General features: G+C 60.7%; 15 protein-coding genes and 1 tRNA gene. 12 read left to right on the forward strand and 4 right to left on the reverse strand.

Annotation, left to right across the window (positions count from 1 at the left end):
* The first annotated feature begins 111 nt into the window (after positions 1–111).
* From AC6IZO_RS02700 to AC6IZO_RS02715, 4 genes are read left to right on the forward strand one after another with little or no spacing between them, the layout of a single operon-like run.
* Positions 112–372 carry a 4Fe-4S dicluster domain-containing protein gene (locus AC6IZO_RS02700; protein ID WP_497807752.1) on the forward strand — a complete coding sequence of 87 codons (261 nt, stop codon included), beginning with the start codon at positions 112–114 and terminating at the stop codon, positions 370–372.
* Positions 369–1,532, forward strand: coding sequence for a 2-oxoacid:acceptor oxidoreductase subunit alpha (locus AC6IZO_RS02705; RefSeq protein WP_497807754.1), 1,164 nt, complete (start codon positions 369–371; stop codon positions 1,530–1,532). Before AC6IZO_RS02700 ends, AC6IZO_RS02705 begins: the two co-directional genes overlap by 4 nt.
* Entirely contained in the window at positions 1,529–2,413 is an 885-nt protein-coding gene (locus AC6IZO_RS02710; RefSeq protein ID WP_497807756.1) for a 2-oxoacid:ferredoxin oxidoreductase subunit beta, read from the forward strand. Before AC6IZO_RS02705 ends, AC6IZO_RS02710 begins: the two co-directional genes overlap by 4 nt.
* A complete protein-coding gene (locus tag AC6IZO_RS02715) occupies positions 2,404–3,006 on the forward strand; it encodes a 2-oxoacid:acceptor oxidoreductase family protein (RefSeq protein ID WP_497807758.1) in 603 nt (200 codons plus the stop codon). The genes AC6IZO_RS02710 and AC6IZO_RS02715 overlap by 10 nt, the downstream gene beginning before the upstream one ends.
* Positions 3,007–3,120: 114 nt before the next feature.
* Here AC6IZO_RS02715 and AC6IZO_RS02720 read toward each other — a convergent pair whose 3' ends face one another.
* Positions 3,121–4,836: a methyl-accepting chemotaxis protein gene (locus AC6IZO_RS02720; protein ID WP_497807760.1), complete on the reverse strand. Its 1,716-nt coding sequence runs from the start codon at positions 4,834–4,836 to the stop codon at positions 3,121–3,123.
* A gap of 251 nt (positions 4,837–5,087) precedes the next feature.
* Between AC6IZO_RS02720 and AC6IZO_RS02725 the strand changes: the two genes are divergently transcribed.
* Entirely contained in the window at positions 5,088–5,672 is a 585-nt protein-coding gene (locus AC6IZO_RS02725; protein ID WP_497807762.1) for a GNAT family N-acetyltransferase, read from the forward strand.
* Between the two features lie 69 nt (positions 5,673–5,741).
* On the opposite strand, the gene AC6IZO_RS02730 is transcribed toward AC6IZO_RS02725, so the two are convergent.
* Complete coding sequence (locus AC6IZO_RS02730) at positions 5,742–6,326, reverse strand: outer membrane protein (protein WP_497807764.1); 585 nt, start codon at positions 6,324–6,326, stop codon at positions 5,742–5,744.
* A gap of 343 nt (positions 6,327–6,669) precedes the next feature.
* Between AC6IZO_RS02730 and lon the strand changes: the two genes are divergently transcribed.
* The gene (gene lon / locus AC6IZO_RS02735) at positions 6,670–9,090 is read left to right on the forward strand and encodes an endopeptidase La (protein ID WP_497807766.1); all 2,421 of its coding nucleotides are present in this window, start codon (positions 6,670–6,672) and stop codon (positions 9,088–9,090) included.
* A gap of 400 nt (positions 9,091–9,490) precedes the next feature.
* On the forward strand, positions 9,491–11,095 hold the full coding sequence (locus tag AC6IZO_RS02740) for an ABC-F family ATP-binding cassette domain-containing protein (protein WP_497807768.1): 1,605 nt from the start codon (positions 9,491–9,493) through the stop codon (positions 11,093–11,095).
* Between the two features lie 71 nt (positions 11,096–11,166).
* On the opposite strand, the gene AC6IZO_RS02745 is transcribed toward AC6IZO_RS02740, so the two are convergent.
* Together AC6IZO_RS02745 and rlmN are read right to left on the reverse strand one after the other, a co-directional pair.
* A tRNA-Leu gene (locus AC6IZO_RS02745) sits at positions 11,167–11,251 on the reverse strand.
* A gap of 177 nt (positions 11,252–11,428) precedes the next feature.
* Positions 11,429–12,583, reverse strand: coding sequence for a dual-specificity RNA methyltransferase RlmN (gene rlmN, locus AC6IZO_RS02750; RefSeq protein ID WP_497807770.1), 1,155 nt, complete (start codon positions 12,581–12,583; stop codon positions 11,429–11,431).
* A 177-nt stretch (positions 12,584–12,760) separates the two neighbouring features.
* Between rlmN and AC6IZO_RS02755 the strand changes: the two genes are divergently transcribed.
* The 5 genes from AC6IZO_RS02755 (at position 12,761) to AC6IZO_RS02775 (ending at position 18,015) form a co-directional block, all read left to right on the forward strand.
* Complete coding sequence (locus AC6IZO_RS02755; protein WP_497807772.1) at positions 12,761–14,056, forward strand: M16 family metallopeptidase; 1,296 nt, start codon at positions 12,761–12,763, stop codon at positions 14,054–14,056.
* Between the two features lie 370 nt (positions 14,057–14,426).
* The gene (locus tag AC6IZO_RS02760) at positions 14,427–14,903 is read left to right on the forward strand and encodes a prepilin-type N-terminal cleavage/methylation domain-containing protein (RefSeq protein WP_497807774.1); all 477 of its coding nucleotides are present in this window, start codon (positions 14,427–14,429) and stop codon (positions 14,901–14,903) included.
* Between the two features lie 495 nt (positions 14,904–15,398).
* Positions 15,399–15,875, forward strand: coding sequence for a prepilin-type N-terminal cleavage/methylation domain-containing protein (locus tag AC6IZO_RS02765; protein ID WP_497807774.1), 477 nt, complete (start codon positions 15,399–15,401; stop codon positions 15,873–15,875).
* A gap of 297 nt (positions 15,876–16,172) precedes the next feature.
* Complete coding sequence (locus tag AC6IZO_RS02770; protein ID WP_497807776.1) at positions 16,173–16,646, forward strand: type II secretion system protein; 474 nt, start codon at positions 16,173–16,175, stop codon at positions 16,644–16,646.
* 97 nt (positions 16,647–16,743) lie between these two features.
* Positions 16,744–18,015, forward strand: coding sequence for a glycosyltransferase family 39 protein (locus AC6IZO_RS02775; RefSeq protein ID WP_497807778.1), 1,272 nt, complete (start codon positions 16,744–16,746; stop codon positions 18,013–18,015).

The following is an 18,015-nucleotide window of genomic DNA, read 5'->3' on the forward strand; positions in this document are numbered from 1 at the left end:
AGCCCCGCCCTGCGGGGCTTTTTATATGGCCGGCGCGCGGACCTGCAGTGCACGCCCCTCTTGGTCCCCGGCAACGGCCCGCATTGGTTGTTCATAAATGTAGGAGGAACCATGGCCCGGGGAACTGTTTCCATCGTGGTCGAGCGATGCAAAGCCTGCGGTTTTTGCGTTGAGTTCTGCCCGTCCAAAGTGCTTTCGCTGTCCAGCGCCTTCAACTCCAAGGGGTATCACCCTCCGCATGTGATTCAGCCGGATAAGTGCAGCGGCTGCGATCTGTGCGGCATGTATTGTCCCGACTTCGCCATTCACGGCTATCGCACGGACAAATCCGCCAAGGCCGCCGAGCCCGAGACGGTGAAGGAGGCCGAATGACGCACGCTGATCCGCGCGGCGTACTCACCGGCGCGCACTTCCTTGATGGCGATCACGCGGCCTGTGAAGGCGCCATCGCCGCCGGTGCGCGCTTCTGCGCCGGCTATCCCATCACGCCTTCCACGGAAATTGTCGAGCGGTACTCGGGGCGCGCGCCCAAGATCGGCGCCACCTTCATCCAGATGGAGGATGAACTGGCGGCCTCCATCGCCATCCTCGGTGCGGCCTGGGGTGGTGTAAAGTCATTCACCGTCACCAGCGGTCCCGGCTTCTCGCTGATGATGGAACACATCGGCTATGCCGCCATGACCGAGACGCCGTGCGTCTTCATTGACGTGCAGCGCGGCGGCCCTTCCACCGGCCTGCCCACGCTGCCCGCGCAGGCTGACATGATGCAGGTGAAGTGGGGCTCGCATGGCGATTACGAAATCATCGCGCTCTGCCCCAACTCGCCGCAGGAGTGCTTCGACCTCACCATCAAGGCCTTCAACCTGAGCGAGCACTATCGCGTGCCCGTCTTCGTCATGATGGATGAAGTGGTGGGTCACATGACGGAGAAGGTCGTCATTCCCTCTGCCGACCAGATTGAAGTTGAGCCGCGCCACTTCACGCGCAAGGAGAAGGGCGGCTTCCGCCTCTACGAGCCGTGCGGCGACGAGCAGACGCCGGAAATGACCAAGGCGGGCGACGGCTATAAAGTGCATGTCACCGGCCTGACGCACGACGAGCGCGGCTACCCGAACATGACGCCCGCCGTGCAGGATCAGCTCATTCATCGCCTGGTAAGCAAGATCCGCGACAACGCCCCGAAAATCTGCATGGTTGAAGCGCAGCAGGTCGAGGGTGCCGACGCCATCGTCATCAGTTACGGAATCACCTCGCGCGTGGCGCAGAAGGCGATTGAGATGGCGCGCGCCAAGGGCCTCAAGGTCGGCAGCCTGCGCCTGATCACCGCCTGGCCGTTCCCCGACCACATCATTCGTCCGCTGGCGCAGAAGGTGAAGGGGCTTGTGGTGCCCGAGCTGAACCTGGGCCAGATGGTGCGCGAGGTCGAGCGCAGCGCCGCCGGCCACTGCCGCGTCATTCCCGTCACGCATGCCGGAGGCACCGTTCACCAGCCCTCCGCCATTCTTGCCGCCATTGAGGAGGCCGCGCGATGAGCACCGAACCTACTGTTTTGCAGAATGCTCCCGCCAATCCGGTGGAAGACTTTTTGCGCACCGACCGTATGCCGCACATCTGGTGTCCGGGCTGCGGCATTGGCACCACGGTCAACTGCTTCAGCCGCGCGCTGCTGGATTCCAAAGCCGATTTGAGCAAGATCGCCGTGGTCAGCGGCATTGGCTGTACCGGACGTGTCGCCGGCTACGTCAATCTCGACTCGTTCCACACCACGCATGGCCGCGCGCTGCCTTTTGCCACCGGTCTCAAGCTGGCGAACCCCGAACTGACCGTCGTGGTCTACAGCGGCGACGGCGACCTGTTCGCCATCGGCGGCAATCACCTGATTCATGCTGCCCGCCGCAACATCGACCTGAAGGTCATCTGCGTCAACAACCTGACCTACGCCATGACCGGCGGCCAGACGGCGCCAACTACGCCGCAGGACGTCATCACCGCCACGGCGCCCTACGGCACCTACGATCCGGCCTTCAATCTGCCGTATCTGGTGGAAGCCGCCGGTGCCGTTTTTGTCGCGCGCTGGACCACCTTCCATGTCACGCAGCTTGCGCGCTCCATGCGTGAAATGTTTGCCAAGAAGGGCTTCGGCTTTATCGAGGTCGTCTCTCCCTGTCCGACGCTCTACCAGCGCCGCAACAAGATGGGCGATTCGCTCGACACCATGAAGTACTACAAGCAGGCGTCGAAGATCCGCAACGGCGCGCCCACCAGCGAGGTCGCTCTCACCAAGGCGGGCGAAATCATCGTCGGCAAGTTTGTGGACCGCGAGCGTCCGGACTTTGCCACCATGATGAAGGAGCACATGCAGCACGAGCTTGGTGACCGGTACGTTCCGGCGGAGGTTCCAACATGCAGCTAACCGAACTTCGCATCGCAGGCTTTGGCGGGCAGGGCGTCATCATGTGCGCCAGCGTCATCGGCCGCGCCGCCTCCATTGTGGAGAACGGCTACGCCACCATGACGCAGAACTTCGGCCCCGAGGCGCGCGGCGGAGCCTGCTCGGCGCAGCTCATCCTGTCGCCGACGCCGGTGCTCTATCCCTACGTCTCCAAGCCGGACATGATGGTGCTCATGTCGCAGGAGGCGTACTCGAAATTCGCCTCCGGCATCAAGCCTGGCGGCACGCTCATCATCGAGCGCGACTTGGTGCGCATTCAGGGGCTTGCCGGTTCCAACACCAAGGTCTACGGCATTCCCTCCACGCGCATTGCCGAGGACCTGGGCAAGCGCATGGTCTCCAACATTGTGATGACCGGCTTTTTCGGCGCCATCAGCGGCCTGCTTCCGCGCGAATCTCTGCGCAAGGCCGTGGAGGACTCCGTGCCCGCGGCCTTTGCCGAGCTGAACTTGAAGGCCTTTGATGCCGGATACGAATACGGCCTCAAGCACCTGGCCAGCGGAGCTATGGAGCTTGGCGAGTTCGACGAGGAGGCCATCGCCGAAACCTACTGAGCCGTCCAGCGGACGCCTGTCGTTCTCTCAACGGCTCAAATTGAATTGCTCAAATGAAGGCCTCCCGCGTGGGAGGCCTTCGTTCTGGCTATCACTCTGCATCGTGAACTGTCTTCATTGCCTGGTTGCTGTGACGGCCGGATGGTGCTGCGGTGGCAGCCACGCCGGAGCCGCCGCTTCCAAGTCTTCGTTCTCCTGACTGGTTTTGAATTCCGAGACGGCTTGTTGCAGCATGAGCGCGACGTCGGAGAGTTCGTGGCAGGCTTCCGCCGACTGCTTGGCGCCATCGGCAGTCTCCTCCGCCATCTCTGAAATCCTCTGCATGCCGTCTGTGACCAGGTTGGCGGCCGAGGACTGCTGGGTCACAGCCGAGGCGATCTGCGTCACCATCTCCTCCACCTTTTCCGCCTGCTCGATGATGGCTTCCAGCGATTCCTCTGCGCTGTGGACGCTCGTCACGCCATCCTCCACGCGCTTGGTAGAGGACTCCATGCTCTTGACCGCCTCGGAGGTCTCCTTCTGCATGGAGGAGATCATGCCCGCAATTTCCTTGGTGGCGGAGGTGGTGCGCTCGGCAAGTTTGCGAACTTCATCGGCAACCACGGCAAAGCCGCGTCCTTGCTCGCCGGCGCGGGCGGCCTCAATGGCGGCGTTGAGGGCGAGCAGGTTGGTCTGGTCGGCAATGTCGTCAATCACGTTGGCGATCTTGCCAATCTCATCGCTGCGGGTGCCCACCCCGTTGATCTTCGCGCTAGTTTCGCGGGAAGAGTCCGCCAGCGCGTTCACAACACCCAGGGTGTGCTTCATTACGTTTCCGCCGGAGACCGCAATGTCGCGTGCGCCGCGTGCTCCTTCGGCGGCCTGCTGCGAATTTCCGCTGACTTCGTTGATGGTCACGTTCATTTCGTGCATGGCGGTGGCCACCTGCGTGGAGTGCTGCTGATGCAGCGTGATGTTCCGCGCCGCGCGGCTGGCGTTGCTGGAGATCTGTTCGCTGGCGGTGGCCACACGGGTGGCGGAGGCAGCCGCGTTGCGCACCAGCGTTTCCACCTTGGCCACAAAGTTGTTGAAGGCCCGGGCAATGGCGGCAACCTCATCCTTTCCTTGAACATCGAGACGCACCGTGAGGTCGTTATGGTCACCGGCAATGCCGAGTCTTTCGGAGGCCTTCACGAGAGGATTGGAAATCCGGCGGGCAAGGAAGCTCCCGAACAGGATGGAAAGCGCCAGCCCGGCGAACAGGCTGATGGCAACCAGTCGGCTGGAGTCACGGTACAGTTCTTCTCCCGACTGTGCGGCCGTTGCGGCATTTTTCTGGCTGGTCTCGGCCATGCTGCTCAATACGCGTGCGGCTGCCGTAAATGTCTGGAAGCCCTCGCCCTGCATGAGCAGGAAGGCTTCCGTGTCCTTCTGTTGACGCGAAAGCTGAACCACGCGCTGATGCAGTTGGGTGTAGTGCTGCCACTCCTGCTGAAATGCCTCGAACTGAGCGCGCTCCTCGGAGGTGCGCACCAGCGGCGAGAACTCGCGCAGAAGGTCGCTGATCTTCTCCTCGGAGGTCGCCATCATGCCCTCGTAGAGCTGCCAGTCTCTTTCGCTGCTGGAGAGAATGTGCGCCAGTTCCTGCCGGCGTATTGCCGAGACTTCGTTCTCCAGTTGCAGCGTCAATCGAACCGAGGGCAGCAATGAAAATGCAATTTCGTGTGACGAACGGTTGATTTTCGACGTGCGGGTCATGGAAAAGACGGCAACCATCCCCATCAGGAGCGTGGGTATCACGACGGCGATGGAAATCTTGGTGATGAGCTTTACGTTGGCAAGCTGGAACATGGGGCGACCTTTCTTGCTTAAACTCGCGGTGAACTGCCAAGCACGCAGAACCCAGCGTTGTGCTGAGGCCCCTGACGCGCAGGCCGCAACGGAGCCCTACACTTGGGGAGTCTCTAATGGGGATTTCGGCCGCAGGCTGTGGGAGCTTAATGGTTTCCACGCCAAACAGAGCGGGCCAGTTTCATCGGGGAACTGCCTCATGCGGGGAAAGGGGAGGTTACCGGAGTTTAGCTTCGTGAAATAATCAATTCGTGTACGAACTGCGTGAATACCGGAAAAGTGATTTTGATGAGTTGTGGCGGATCGACCAGAAGTGCTTCGACCGCGACATCGCCTTCAGCCGTCCTGAACTGTCCAGCTACATTGAGCGCCGCCACAGCTTCACCATCGTGGCGGAGGTCGTTTCGGAAGTGGTCGCGGAGGTAGCTGCGGAGGCTGCGCCAGATGCTCCTGCTTCAGTTGAGGGGCAGGACATCGCCGCCACCGCGGAGGCCCCGGCTGGGGAGAAGAAGCATAAGGGGGGACGCATTCCGCCGCCGCCCCCGAGGCCCATTGCGGGCTTCATCACCATTGAGATGAACAAGCAGGCTTACGGCCACATCATTACCATTGATGTGCTGCCGGAGCATCGCCGCCACGGCCTCGGCTCGCGTCTGCTGGAAGCGGCAGAGAAGCGCGTCGGCAAGCTGAACGGCTTCATGATCGTGCTGGAGGTGGCGGTGAACAACGCCGCCGCGCGCGCCTTCTATGACCGCCACGGCTTCAAGGTCATCAAGCCGCTGCCGCGCTACTACGGCGGCAAGCTCGACGGCCTGTTCCTGACCAAACGTTTGTAGTGTTCGATATTGCGGTGCCCCAGGTTCGGCGTGTCGTTGCTTGGCGCGGCTAACCTGGGATGCCGCAACCTAGAACTTCACCACCAAGCCCACCTGCGGAACAATGTTGTCCTGCGCGCCCAGGCCTTTCAGGCCCACCAGATCGGGCGAACCGGTGCGAAAGTCGCGGATTTCCGCCCGCATGCTGACGTGCGGCGCCACCTTCCAGTCAATGCCGCCGCCAATGTCCCACACGCCCTTGAGCGAACTGTCGCTGCCAATGGCCGTTCCGCCGCTCGCCTGCGACGAGTTGTGGTAGCGCGCAAAGCCCACGCCGGTGGCCACGTAGAACGACATCGGCGCTTCAGGCGCCAGCTTCAGCTTCAGACCCGGCGTTACAAATACCGACGAGTAGTTGAACGTCGCGGGTGTCGCGCGCAGTCCGTTGTTGCTGGCCACCACCAGCGGAACCTCGAAGTAGAGCGCCGCCAGCGGCATCTTGGCAATCCGCGAGGCGTAGTAGCCACCGTAGGCGAATGAGGCCTTCTTGTTGAAGTCGCTGTTGCCTGTGGCGAAGTTTGCGCCCAGGGTCAGGCCGAGTTCATATTGCTGCGCCACGGCCGCCACCGAGGCTGCCGCCATCAGGATCATCACCAGCAGAACGCGCGTTTTCATGCCTATCCCTCCAGAACGGCCGGTCGTCGGCCGATACACTGCTTGCCTGTTTCGAGCATGGGCTGTTCCGGCCCATTTGTGAATGACGGCGCTGGTTCGCATCCGTTGTTGCCAGCGGGGCAGTCTTGGACTAGAATCCGCCGCGTCCAAGGAAGCACCGGATTTTTTGACGTCTAAATCCGACACAGGGAAGCCGCCAATGTGGTGATTTGCAGCAATCCGGTGACTGTTTTTCCAGAGGGTTGAATTAAAGGCGTAATATTTTCAATAATTTCCGCTCGAGTTGCATCTTTGCAGTTGCGATCCTCATCAAAGTTGAGTAAGTTGCACTCAAGGAGTTTCCATGGCGAACGAAACCCGTAATCTTGACACGATGCCAGCTGTTGGCTCGCCGGAGAAGCGTACCCTGCCCCTTTTGCCGGTGCGCGACACCGTGTTGTTCCCCCATGCTGTCCTGCCGCTGACGGTGGGACGCGAAAGTTCCGTGCAGTTGATCAACTCGCTGGGCGAGGACAAGACCATTATTGTGGTGGCGCAGCGTGAAGCGCGCGTCGATGCCCCGCAGCCGGTTGATCTCTACACCATCGGTTCGCTCGCGGTTGTGCACAAGGTAGTCAAGATGCCCAACCAGAGCCTGTTCGTCTTTGCCGAGGGCCTGGAGCGCGTGCGCGTCGATGAATACACGCAGCTGGCGCCCTACATGAAGGCGACGGTCTCCACTATTGAGGAGCAGCAGCCGCAGCGCAATCCGGAAGTGGAAGCCGTGATGCGCAACGTGCTCACCCTCTTCCAGCAGATTGTGGCCAGTTCGCCCACCCTGAGCGACGAACTCAGCACGGTGGCCATGAACATTGAAGAGCCGGGTCGCCTTGTCGATTTCATCGCCTCGTCGCTGCCTTCGCTCTCCACCAAGGACAAGCAGGAAGTGCTGGAGACCAGCGACGTTCGCGTGCGCCTGGACAAGATCAACCAGCACCTGGCCAAGGAGCTTGAGGTTCAGCAGCTCCGCAACAAGATTCAGAGCGAAGTGCAGGACCGCGTGCAGCAGACGCAGCGCGAATACTACCTGCGCGAACAGATGAAGGCCATCCAGAAGGAACTGGGTGAGCAGGACGACGCCAGCCGCGACGTCGAGGAGTTCAAGGAAAAGATTGGGCAGAGCGGCATGCCCGAGGAAGTGAAGAAGGAAGCCATGAAGGAGCTGACGCGCCTCTCGCGCATGTCCCCCATGGCGGCCGACTACTCGGTGACGCGCAACTACCTTGAATGGCTGGTGGTGCTGCCCTGGGTCAAGGCCAGCGGCGGGGAAGTCGATATCACCAAGGCCAAGGAGATTCTTGACGCCGACCACTACGACCTGCAGAAGGTGAAGGACCGCATTCTGGACTATCTGAGCGTGCGCCGCCTGAACCCGAAGATGAAGGGGCCGATCCTGTGCTTCTTCGGACCTCCGGGCGTGGGCAAGACCTCGCTGGGCAAGTCGATTGCACGCTCGCTGGGCCGCAAGTTCGTGCGCATGTCGCTGGGCGGCGTGCATGACGAGGCGGAAATCCGTGGCCATCGCCGCACGTACATTGGCGCCATGCCCGGCCAGATCATTCAGGGCATCCGTCGCGCCGAGACCAACGACCCGGTTTACATGCTCGACGAGATTGACAAGGTGGGCCGCGATTTCCGTGGCGACCCGACGGCCGCGCTGCTGGAGGCACTCGACCCGGAGCAGAACTCCACGTTCCGCGATAACTACCTGGACGTGACGTTCGACCTCTCGAAGGTGCTGTTCATTACGACGGCCAACCAGCTCGACACGATTCCCGAGCCGCTGCGTGACCGCATGGAGATCATTGACCTGCACGGGTACACCGAGGAGGACAAGGTTCACATTGCCTTCCAGTACCTCATCAAGCGGCAGACCGAGGAGAACGGCATCACGCCCGAGCAGATCGAGTTCAGCGAGGATGCCGTGCGCTTCCTGATCCGCCACTACACGCGCGAGGCTGGCGTGCGCGGCTTGGAGCGCCAGATCGGCACCATCTGCCGCAAGCAGGCACGCCGCATTGCCGAAGGCAAGCTGGAAAAGCTCTCCGTGACGCGCGAGGTGATTCAAGAGATGCTGGGCGGCATCAAGGTCCGTGTCGACACCGAAATTGCCGAGCGCACCAAGCGCCCCGGCGTGGTGGTCGGCCTGGCCTGGACCCCGGTTGGCGGTGACATTCTGTTCGTCGAAGCCAGCAAGATGAAGGGCAAGGGCGACCTGAAGATCACCGGTCAGATTCAGGACGTGATGCGCGAATCCATGCAGGCCGCGCTGACCTGGGTGCGCTCCAACGCCGCGCATCTGGGCATTGACGAGGACTTCCTCAGCAAGGTGGACCTGCACATCCATGTGCCCGAGGGCGCCGTGCCCAAGGACGGCCCGTCGGCGGGCGTGACCATCTCGACCGCGCTGGTCTCCCTGTTGAAGGAAGTTCCGGTGCGTCCGCTGCTGGCCATGACCGGCGAGATCACGCTGAGCGGCAACGTGCTGCCCATAGGCGGCGTGAAGGAGAAGTTCCTGGCGGCCAAGCGGGCCGGCGTCAAGGACATCATCTTCCCGGCCGACAACGAGCAGAACGTGAAGGAAGACGTGCTGCCCGAGCAGTTGGAAGGCATCACCGTGCACTACGTCAAAACCATTGACGACGTGCTCGCCATTGCCATCCCCTCCTGCCCGGCCGAGGCCAAGCAGGACGCCGAAACCCGCGAGCAGGTCTGCGCCAAGTAAGCGCGGCCTGTGCAGCTTCAGTCCGTATGAATCAAGCCCCATCGGCAACGGTGGGGCTTTTTGTTTCCTAGCTCCAAATCTTTTCGACTTGTCATCCTGAGCGCAGCGAAGGATCCCTTGGCACTTTGCGGATCACAGCAAAATTGACGAGTCTTCCTCGCGCGTCTGCGCGCAATGAGCGCCGCACGCAGGAGCGTGCCTATGGCACAGGCGGGGAAGTGCGGAGCGGTCCTTCGCGCGGCACAGGATGACATTTGGAGGACGACGATGCGGCGGAATGAGCATCTTCCGCGCATTTGCTGGTAAAATAAAACAGTAACGAGTCGCGAGTACCCCTCCTGCAACTCAATCCCACATCCGGCGCGCATGGCGCGCGCCAAGGCACAGGTTTCGGCAACGCATGATTTCTGTCAGTAACGTATCCATGCGCTACGGCGCAAAAGTTTTGTTTGAAGAAGTGTCGACCACCTTCACGGCGGGCCGCCGTTACGGCCTCACCGGCCCCAACGGCGCGGGCAAGTCGACGTTCATGAAGATTCTTGCCGGCGAAATGGACCCGCAGAAGGGCACGGTTGTGCGCCCGAAGAAGATGGGCATCCTCCGCCAGGACCAGTACGCCTTTGACGCCTACCGCGTCATCGACACGGTCATCATGGGCAACAAGGCGTTGTGGGCCGCGCTCGAAGAGCGTGAAGTGATCTACGCCAAGCCGGAGCTGACCGACGACGACGGCATCCGCCTGGGTGAGTTGGAAGGCATTGTCGGTGACGAGGACGGCTACACCGCCGAGAGCGACGCCGCCATCCTGCTTCAAGGCCTCGACATTCCCGATTCTCTGCATGAGCGCAAGATGAGCGAGCTGCAGGGCGGCCAGAAGGTGCGCGTGCTGCTGGCGCAGGCCCTCTTCGGACATCCGCAGGCGCTGCTGCTCGACGAGCCTACGAACTCGCTCGATCTCGACTCCATTCACTGGCTGCAGGATTTTCTCAGCCGCTACGAAGGCACGCTCATCACCATCTCGCACGATCGCCACTTCCTGAACGCGATCTGCACCCACATCGCCGACATCGACTACGAAACGATCATCACCTATACCGGCGGTTATGACGACATGGTGCTGCAGAAGACGCAGATCCGCTCGCGTCTGGAGGCGGAGAACGAGCAGCGCGAGAAGAAGATTGCGCAGCTCAATGAGTTCATTGCGCGCTTCTCGGCCGGTACGCGCTCCAGCCAGGTGATGAGCCGCAAGAAGGAAGTGGAGCGGCTGCAGACGAGCGACCTGGCAAAGTCGAACATTGCGCGGCCCTACATCCGCTTCGATCAGGAGCGCCCGAGCGGCAAGCATGTGCTTGAGTTCGAGGGCGTCAGCAAGGCTTACGGCGAGCACAAGGTCATCGAGAACTTTACCGGATCGGTTATCCGCGGCGAAAAGATCGCGCTTGTGGGCCGCAACGGTGCAGGCAAGACCACGCTTGTCCGCGCACTGCTGGCCAGCGCCGAGGGCGTCATGCTTGGCGCGGACGCGATTGACTCCGGCAGCGTGAAGTGGGGCCACGAGGCGCAGATTGGCTACTTTGCGCAGGACCACACCGGCACCATCGAGCACGGGCAGTCGGCCGCCGACTGGCTCCGCCAGTTCGATGAGAAGGCCACCAGCGAGGACATTCGCGGGCTGCTCGGGCAGATGCTGTTCAGCGGTGAAGAAGGCCTGAAGCCGACCTCCGCGCTCAGCGGCGGGGAGGCTGCGCGCCTCATTTTCTGCCGCCTGATGATGCAGAAGCCGAACATCCTCGTGCTCGACGAGCCGACCAACCACCTCGATCTGGAATCGATCAACGCGCTGAATCAGGCGTTGCAGCGTTACCCCGGCACGGTGCTGCTGGTCACGCATGACCACGACCTCATTGAGGAAGTGGCCACGCGCATCTGGCACTTTGACGAAAACGGCATCGAGGACTTCAAGGGGCCTTACGAGGAATATCTTGTGGCCTCGGCCGCGAAATAAGCGGCTTGCGCAGATCGTAATTTGCAGGAGAAACAAAACGGGCGATCCTTGCGGATCGCCCGTTTGAACTTTGGTGCGGAAGAGGGGACTTGAACCCCTATGGGTTACCCCGCCAGCTCCTAAGGCTGGTGCGTCTGCCAATTTCGCCACTTCCGCATGCCGGAGCTTACAGTGTGCTGAGCGCTCCGATGCTTTCTCATTGTGCCATGCCGTGCCGTGGCAGTTCCAGCGGAACACGCTGTGGCTGTTGTTGAATCAGGTAGCCGCGCTTCGATATGAGCGTCGGGTGCCCCAGGTTCGCGCCCTGTTTTGGCGCTAACCTGGGAATGAAAGTTAGCTTGGGTTCACCAGCTCGACCGTGCGCTTCAGTTGTCCGCAGGCGGCATAGATGTCGCGTCCTCGCGGGCGGCGGATGAAGGCCGGGATACCCGCATCGATCAGGGTCTTCTGGAAGCGTTCGACCGCTTCGCGCTCCGGCATCTGGAAGGGAATCTCCGGGCCGGGGTTGAGCGCGATGAGGTTGACCTTGGCGTTGAGTCCGCGCAGCAGCTCCACCACTTCACGCGCGTTCTGCTCCGCGTCATTCACGCCCGCCAGCAGCACATATTCAAACGTCAGCCGCTCCTTGGGACGCAGCGGAAACGCGCGCAGCGTGTTGATCAGCGTCAGCAGGTCCCATTTGCGGTTGATCGGCATCACCGACCCGCGCACCACGTCATTGGAGCCGTTGAGCGAGATGGCCAGCTTCGGGCGGATGGGCTCGGCGGCGAACTCCGCAATCCGCGGCACAATGCCGGAGGTTGAAACCGTCATGCGCGACTCCGCGATGCCCACTTCGTTCACCAGCAGGCGCACGGCGCGCATGAAGTTTTCGTAATTCAAGAACGGCTCGCCCTGTCCCATAAAGACAAGGTTTACCCGTCGCCGCTCAATTTCCACCTGATGATCGTTGAGTACGGCGAGTATCTGGCCGACAATCTCTCCAGCAGTCAGGTTCCGTACCGCGCCCAACTGGGCCGTCATGCAGAAGCGGCAGTTCACCGCGCAGCCCACCTGAGAGGAAACGCAGATGGTGGCTCGCTGCCATGCGCCGTTTGTTTTTCCAGTGTTCGCCGCAAAGTTGTTCGCAGCAACGTCGTCGTCGCCGGCCTCGGAGCCGTCGCCGCACTCGCCGCCATCGCCCTCCGGCATCCAGACGGTCTCCACCGTCTGCCCGTCGGAGAAGCGGAACAGGTAGCGCACGGTGCCGTCCACGCTCACAAAGCGGCGGTCGATGATGGGCATGCCCACGCTGTAGCCGTCGGCGGTTAGGCGTTGCCGCAGTGCTAACGGCAGAGTGGAAATTTCGTCGATGGATGTAACACGCTCGCGGTAGAGCGCATGGGCCAGCTGGCGGGCCCGGTAGCCGGGTAATCCGTAACTTTCGCCAAGGGCTGCAAGCTGTTGAGAATCAAGCCCTAAAAGTTCGGATTGTGGGGCGCTTGTCATGCATCCAATAACCGACTGTGAGATTGCGGAACCGAACCGGAGTGGTTCGCCGTACTAGCCTGATTGATTGTATCGTGGAGAGAGGCGCGTGTCTGGGCAGGAGGCGCCGCGACCGAAATCCTGTACGTTTGCGCAGACCCAAACGTCCCTAACCGTGCAGCCTGACCGGGGGAAAGTATGAAAATCGAAATTCAGAGAGATCATGCGCTGAGCACGGTTCATCGCACCGTTCTGGAGAACGGGCTGATAGTTGTCAGCGAGCAGATGCCGCATATCCGTTCGGTCTCCATGGGGATATGGATCCGCACGGGCTCGCGCCATGAGCAGGCCGAGCAGAACGGCATTTCACACTTTGTGGAACACATGGTGTTCAAAGGCACCGCCACGCGCACGGCGGAGGATATTGCCCGCCAGGTGGATTCGCTCGGCGGCAACCTTGATGCCTTCACCGCCAAGGAATGCACCTGCTTCAACGTGAAGGTGCTCGACGAGCATGTGGAAACCGCCTTCGATGTCCTCAGCGATATCGTGCTCCATCCGACCTTCCATGAGAAAGACATCCACAAGGAGCGCGGCGTCATCCTCGAAGAGATCAAGATTGACGAGGACAACCCGGACTACCTTGTGCACGAGATCTTTGTGCAGAACTTCTGGAAGGACCACCCGCTGGGGCGGCCCATTCTGGGTACGCGCGAGACGGTGAAGCACTTTGAGCGCTCCGCCATCTCCAATTTCTACCGGTCGCGCTTTGTGCCGGGGAACATGGTCGTCTCGGCTGCCGGAAACGTGGAGCACGAGAAGTTTGTTGCACTGGTGCAGGCGCGCTTTGCCGACCTGGAGCCGCTGCCGCCGGGTGCGATCGAGGCCCCGCCCAAGCCGGCGGCGCGCATCAGCATGCGGAACAAGAAGTCGCTGGAACAGGTGCAGATCTGCATTGGCGTGCCGTCCTACAGCATCTCGCACCAGAACCGCTATGCGTCGTTTCTGCTGAACACGCTGCTTGGCGGCGGCATGAGTTCGCGGCTGTTCCAGAACATTCGCGAGCGCCAAGGGCTGGTGTATTCGATCTTCAGCGAGCTGAATCCGTTCCGCGATGCCGGTTGCCTGGCGGTTTACGCCGGTACCTCACGCGACTCGGCTCCCAAGGTCGTCAAATCCGTGGTTGAGGAGTTCCGCGCGCTCAAGCAGCAGGCCGTTCCGGAGGAAGAACTCACTCGGGCAAAGTCGCAGCTGAAGGGAAGCCTGATGCTCAGCCTGGAGTCATCCTCGGCCCGCATGTCCAACCTGGCGCGTCAGGAGATGTACTATGACCGCTTCTTCGGGATGGACGAGATCATCCGCCGGATCGACGCCGTAACTCAGGAGGACGTGCAGCGCGTCGCCCAGGACTTCTTCCTGCAGGATTCCATCGCCGTAACGATGCTCGGCAACCTCTCAGGGTTGAAGCTCTCGCGTGATCAGCTTGCCTGCTGAAGAGCCAACGTAAGCAGCCGTTTGCTGCGATCATTTATGGCACCTTCATCGAAGCTCGATAGTTTCTTAACTAACTGAAACGACTGTGGATGATGTCACTCTTCAACGAAGAGTGACATTTTTTTGCCTCCATGATTGACAAAATATGGCAATCCACATGTCTGAATCCTCTATCTCCTTGAAATATCTGTCGAGAACGGCGTTATTTAGAGCCTATTTTCCCTTAATTTTCAACAACATCACGAAAGTACAGGGCTATTTAGGATAGTGTCCCTCCCGGCTTGGCTCTTCGCATGCATTGAGATCAGGCATGTCGGGAAGTCCAGATCAAGGGTTGCCCCAGACTATTCGAGAGAAGAGAGAGAGCAAAATGCGTAAACAGAAGGGTTTTTCGCTGATTGAATTGTTGATTGTGGTTGCGATCATCCTGATCATCGCCGCCATTGCCATCCCCAACCTGTTGAAGTCGCGCATCGCGGCGAACGAGTCGTCTGCGGTGGGTTCGGTCCGCTCGATCAACACGGCGGAAGTGACGTATGCAGCGACGTATCCTGAGATTGGCTTTGCGCCGGTTCTGGCGAACCTCGGCCCCGGCTCTGGCACGGTGAGCTCGGCGACGGCCGGCCTGCTGGACAACGTTCTGGCGAACGGCAGCAAGAGCGGCTATTCGTTCGTGGCGACCGCGACGACGAGCGGCACCAGCACGTTGTATACGACCTACGAGGTGACGGCAGGTCCACTGACGCGCGGCACGACCGGTCAGCGTTCGTTCTTCTCTGACCAGAGCGGCGTGATCCGCTACAACCAGAGCTCGACTGCCAACAGCGGCGACAACGCCCTGCAGTAACATAGAAACAGGTTTGGCGAAGTACCTGGGGAGGGTACAAGCCGAGGGAGCGCCGATACGTCGGCGCTCTTTCTCTTTTTGTCGGCGATGTTGCGTATTCTGTTGGAGCATCCGAGACTGGAGAGCTTATGCATGCGGCGGCAGGCCTGCGGCCACGGTGGTTACGAAAGGTGCATGTAGTATCTGTCCCACCGTACAGTAATAGGAGGTTACCATTTACGGAAAGATTGACCGTAAGTGTCCTTCAAGACTTGACACTTTCTGTCAGGAGTTCGGGAATCTGTAGTCAAAAGCTAGGCATCGGAGCCTCCCCTCGCGTCCCTGGCGAAGATTGCTGGCAGCATCAAAACTACATTGCGAATCAGTCGGATAAAGGAAGTTTCGCGCGATGGCGGCGGGATGCAAAAGTGCTGGCTGGCACCAATTTGGAACCTCAAGTGCACTCGGTACTCCCGTAATACCAACATCAAGATTCAAAAATGGAGCACTAGCCCGATGCGTAAACAGAAAGGTTTTTCGCTGATTGAATTGTTGATTGTGGTTGCGATCATCCTGATCATCGCCGCCATTGCCATCCCCAACCTGTTGAAGTCGCGCATCGCGGCGAACGAGTCGTCTGCGGTGGGTTCGGTCCGCTCGATCAACACGGCGGAAGTGACGTATGCAGCGACGTATCCTGAGATTGGCTTTGCGCCGGTTCTGGCGAACCTTGGCCCCGGCTCTGGCACGGTGAGCTCGGCGACGGCCGGCCTGCTGGACAACGTTCTGGCGAACGGCAGCAAGAGCGGCTATTCGTTCGTGGCGACCGCGACGACGAGCGGCACCAGCACGTTGTATACGACCTACGAGGTGACGGCAGGTCCACTGACGCGCGGCACGACCGGTCAGCGTTCGTTCTTCTCTGACCAGAGCGGCGTGATCCGCTACAACCAGAGCTCGACTGCCAACAGCGGCGACAACGCCCTGCAGTAACATTCGATCTTGCTTGTACAAGGGGGCATCCTTAGGATGCCCCCTTACCTTTTGGGACGTAATTGTCTGGTGCATTACACCTTGGGACCGATCATCCGGGGCATGGCCTGGCGAACGCGTCAAAGATGTGCGGCTTCGGCGTGAAATAGCCAGAATTCCCAGTGAAAATTTGTCTAGATTAGGTGCGCGTGGCCAGTAACGTGCATAAGAAAGTTCATTGCCCTGGGTGCGTTCAAGGAGCGTGCTCAGCGCCGGGTCCGAACCGTGGAATTGGGAGCCAATAAGGAGGCACGGGCCGTGCGCAGACAAAGAGGTTTTTCGCTGATTGAACTGTTGATCGTGGTTGGAATCATCCTGGTGATTGCGGCGTTGGCTGTGCCCAACCTCACCAAGTCCAAGATTGCGGCCAATGAATCTTCCGCAGTGGCTAGCATTCACACGATCAATCGCGGCATGGTCGCTTACAGTGCCACCTACCCGGATCTGGGTTTTTCTCCCGATCTGACGCGCCTTGGCCCCGGTTCCAGCGGCATTACAGACTCGAACGCCGCCGGGTTGATCGACAATGTGCTCTCCACGGGGAGCAAGAGCGGGTACACGTTCCTCATCAGTGCCGATGCCAGCACCACGCCGGTGTCGCAGTACGAGGTGAACGCCAACCCGATTCAGCCGGAAGTTACCGGACACCGGTATTTCTTTTCCGAGCCGACCGGCGTCATTCGCGCCAATGCCAACGGGGCGCCGGCGACCGTCACCGACTCTCCCATCTAGAGACGGCGAGCGATAGTTAACGCGGGAGCTACGGCTCCCGCATTTTCATGCGAAATCAGTTTGCCGGGGCGGCGGAAGTCCTTAGACTGAAAGTGCAATGTCGAGTTCCGAAAGCGCACTCCAGCCTACGCGTCCGGCGTGGTGGCGCCGCCATCCCGCGCTGGCGGTGGCTGCGGTAGGATTCCTGTTGCGCGTGGCCGTCATCTTCTTGTTTCAGACCTACCATTTTCCGAACTTGGATCGCAGCCCATACGCATTCGGCTTTGAGACTGGATCGGTAGCGGCCTCACTGGCGCAGGGCGCAGGTTTCAGCTCGCCGTTCGGCGTACTGAGTGGGCCGACGACCTGGGTGCCGCCCCTCTATCCCTACCTGCTCTCCTGGATCTTCCGTTGGCTGGGTGTGTGCAGCGTTGCCTCCGCAGCGGCCGTGCTGGTGATGAATTCGCTGTTCGCGGGCATCAACTGCGGGTTGCTCTACCTGCTCGGAGAGGAGCTTTGGGGGCGTGCCGTGGGGCTGCTCGGCAGCTGGGGCTTTGCCGTGATCCCGTTCTTCATGCACTGGCCCACCAAGTGGGCGTGGGAGCCGCCTTTGTCGGCATGCCTGCTGACCGCGCTGCTGCTGTTGACGGTGCGCTGGCGCATTCTGTCTCCGGCGGAGTGGGTGGGCTACGGTGTGTTGTGGGGCGTGGCGCTGCTGGCCAATCCGGCGCTGCTGACGATCATGGCGGTGTGCCTCTGCTATCTGCTCTTCGCAGGACGCCGGGAGGTTGTGGTGCGGCTGGCCGCCGTGGTGATTGCCGCCGTGCTGGTGCTGCTGCCGTGGGTGCTGCGGAATCGATCGGTGATGGGGCAGTGGATTTTTGTGCGGGGCAACTTTGGTGCTGAGTTCTACATCGGCAACTATGCGTATAGCCCCGGGGTACCGTTCGCGGGATTGCATCCGGCGGGCAACGCGCGGCTGATGGCGGAGTACAAGCGCTTGGGAGAGGTGGAATACTGCCGCCAGCGGATGGCTGACGCGAAGGCCTGGGTGGCTGCACATCCGGAGTCCTTTGCCCAAACCACGCTGAAGCGTATCACCGACTTCTGGGATGGAAACGAGATGCTGGTGGAGCCGCCGGAGAAGTATCTCCGCCCGTGGATGTACCTGCTGACCAGCCTCCTGGGTTTCGGCGGAGTGCTGGCGCTGTTTGTGCGGCAGGAGCGGGCACGCTGGCTGATGGCATGCACTCTGATGGTCTATCCGTTGCCGTATTACATCACTAGCACCACGCCGCGGTTCCGCCATCTGGTAGAGCCGGAGCTGACGCTGCTGACAGCTTATTTGCTATGGGTGTTGTGGAGTGAGTTTCGCCTGCGCAGGGCGTAA

Source organism: Oryzophilus luti, assembly GCF_059726245.1.

Bases quoted from the DNA above. Each gene is read 5' to 3' on its own strand.
- AC6IZO_RS02760 (WP_497807774.1), top strand. From the start codon at position 14,427: ATGCGTAAACAGAAGGGTTTTTCGCTGATTGAATTGTTGATTGTGGTT.
- AC6IZO_RS02700 (WP_497807752.1), top strand. From the start codon at position 112: ATGGCCCGGGGAACTGTTTCCATCGTGGTCGAGCGATGCAAAGCCTGC.
- AC6IZO_RS02715 (WP_497807758.1), top strand. From the start codon at position 2,404: ATGCAGCTAACCGAACTTCGCATCGCAGGCTTTGGCGGGCAGGGCGTC.
- rlmN (WP_497807770.1), bottom strand. From the start codon at position 12,583: ATGACAAGCGCCCCACAATCCGAACTTTTAGGGCTTGATTCTCAACAG.
- AC6IZO_RS02705 (WP_497807754.1), top strand. From the start codon at position 369: ATGACGCACGCTGATCCGCGCGGCGTACTCACCGGCGCGCACTTCCTT.
- AC6IZO_RS02740 (WP_497807768.1), top strand. From the start codon at position 9,491: ATGATTTCTGTCAGTAACGTATCCATGCGCTACGGCGCAAAAGTTTTG.
- AC6IZO_RS02755 (WP_497807772.1), top strand. From the start codon at position 12,761: ATGAAAATCGAAATTCAGAGAGATCATGCGCTGAGCACGGTTCATCGC.
- AC6IZO_RS02730 (WP_497807764.1), bottom strand. From the start codon at position 6,326: ATGAAAACGCGCGTTCTGCTGGTGATGATCCTGATGGCGGCAGCCTCG.
- AC6IZO_RS02720 (WP_497807760.1), bottom strand. From the start codon at position 4,836: ATGTTCCAGCTTGCCAACGTAAAGCTCATCACCAAGATTTCCATCGCC.
- AC6IZO_RS02710 (WP_497807756.1), top strand. From the start codon at position 1,529: ATGAGCACCGAACCTACTGTTTTGCAGAATGCTCCCGCCAATCCGGTG.
- AC6IZO_RS02765 (WP_497807774.1), top strand. From the start codon at position 15,399: ATGCGTAAACAGAAAGGTTTTTCGCTGATTGAATTGTTGATTGTGGTT.
- AC6IZO_RS02775 (WP_497807778.1), top strand. From the start codon at position 16,744: ATGTCGAGTTCCGAAAGCGCACTCCAGCCTACGCGTCCGGCGTGGTGG.
- lon (WP_497807766.1), top strand. From the start codon at position 6,670: ATGGCGAACGAAACCCGTAATCTTGACACGATGCCAGCTGTTGGCTCG.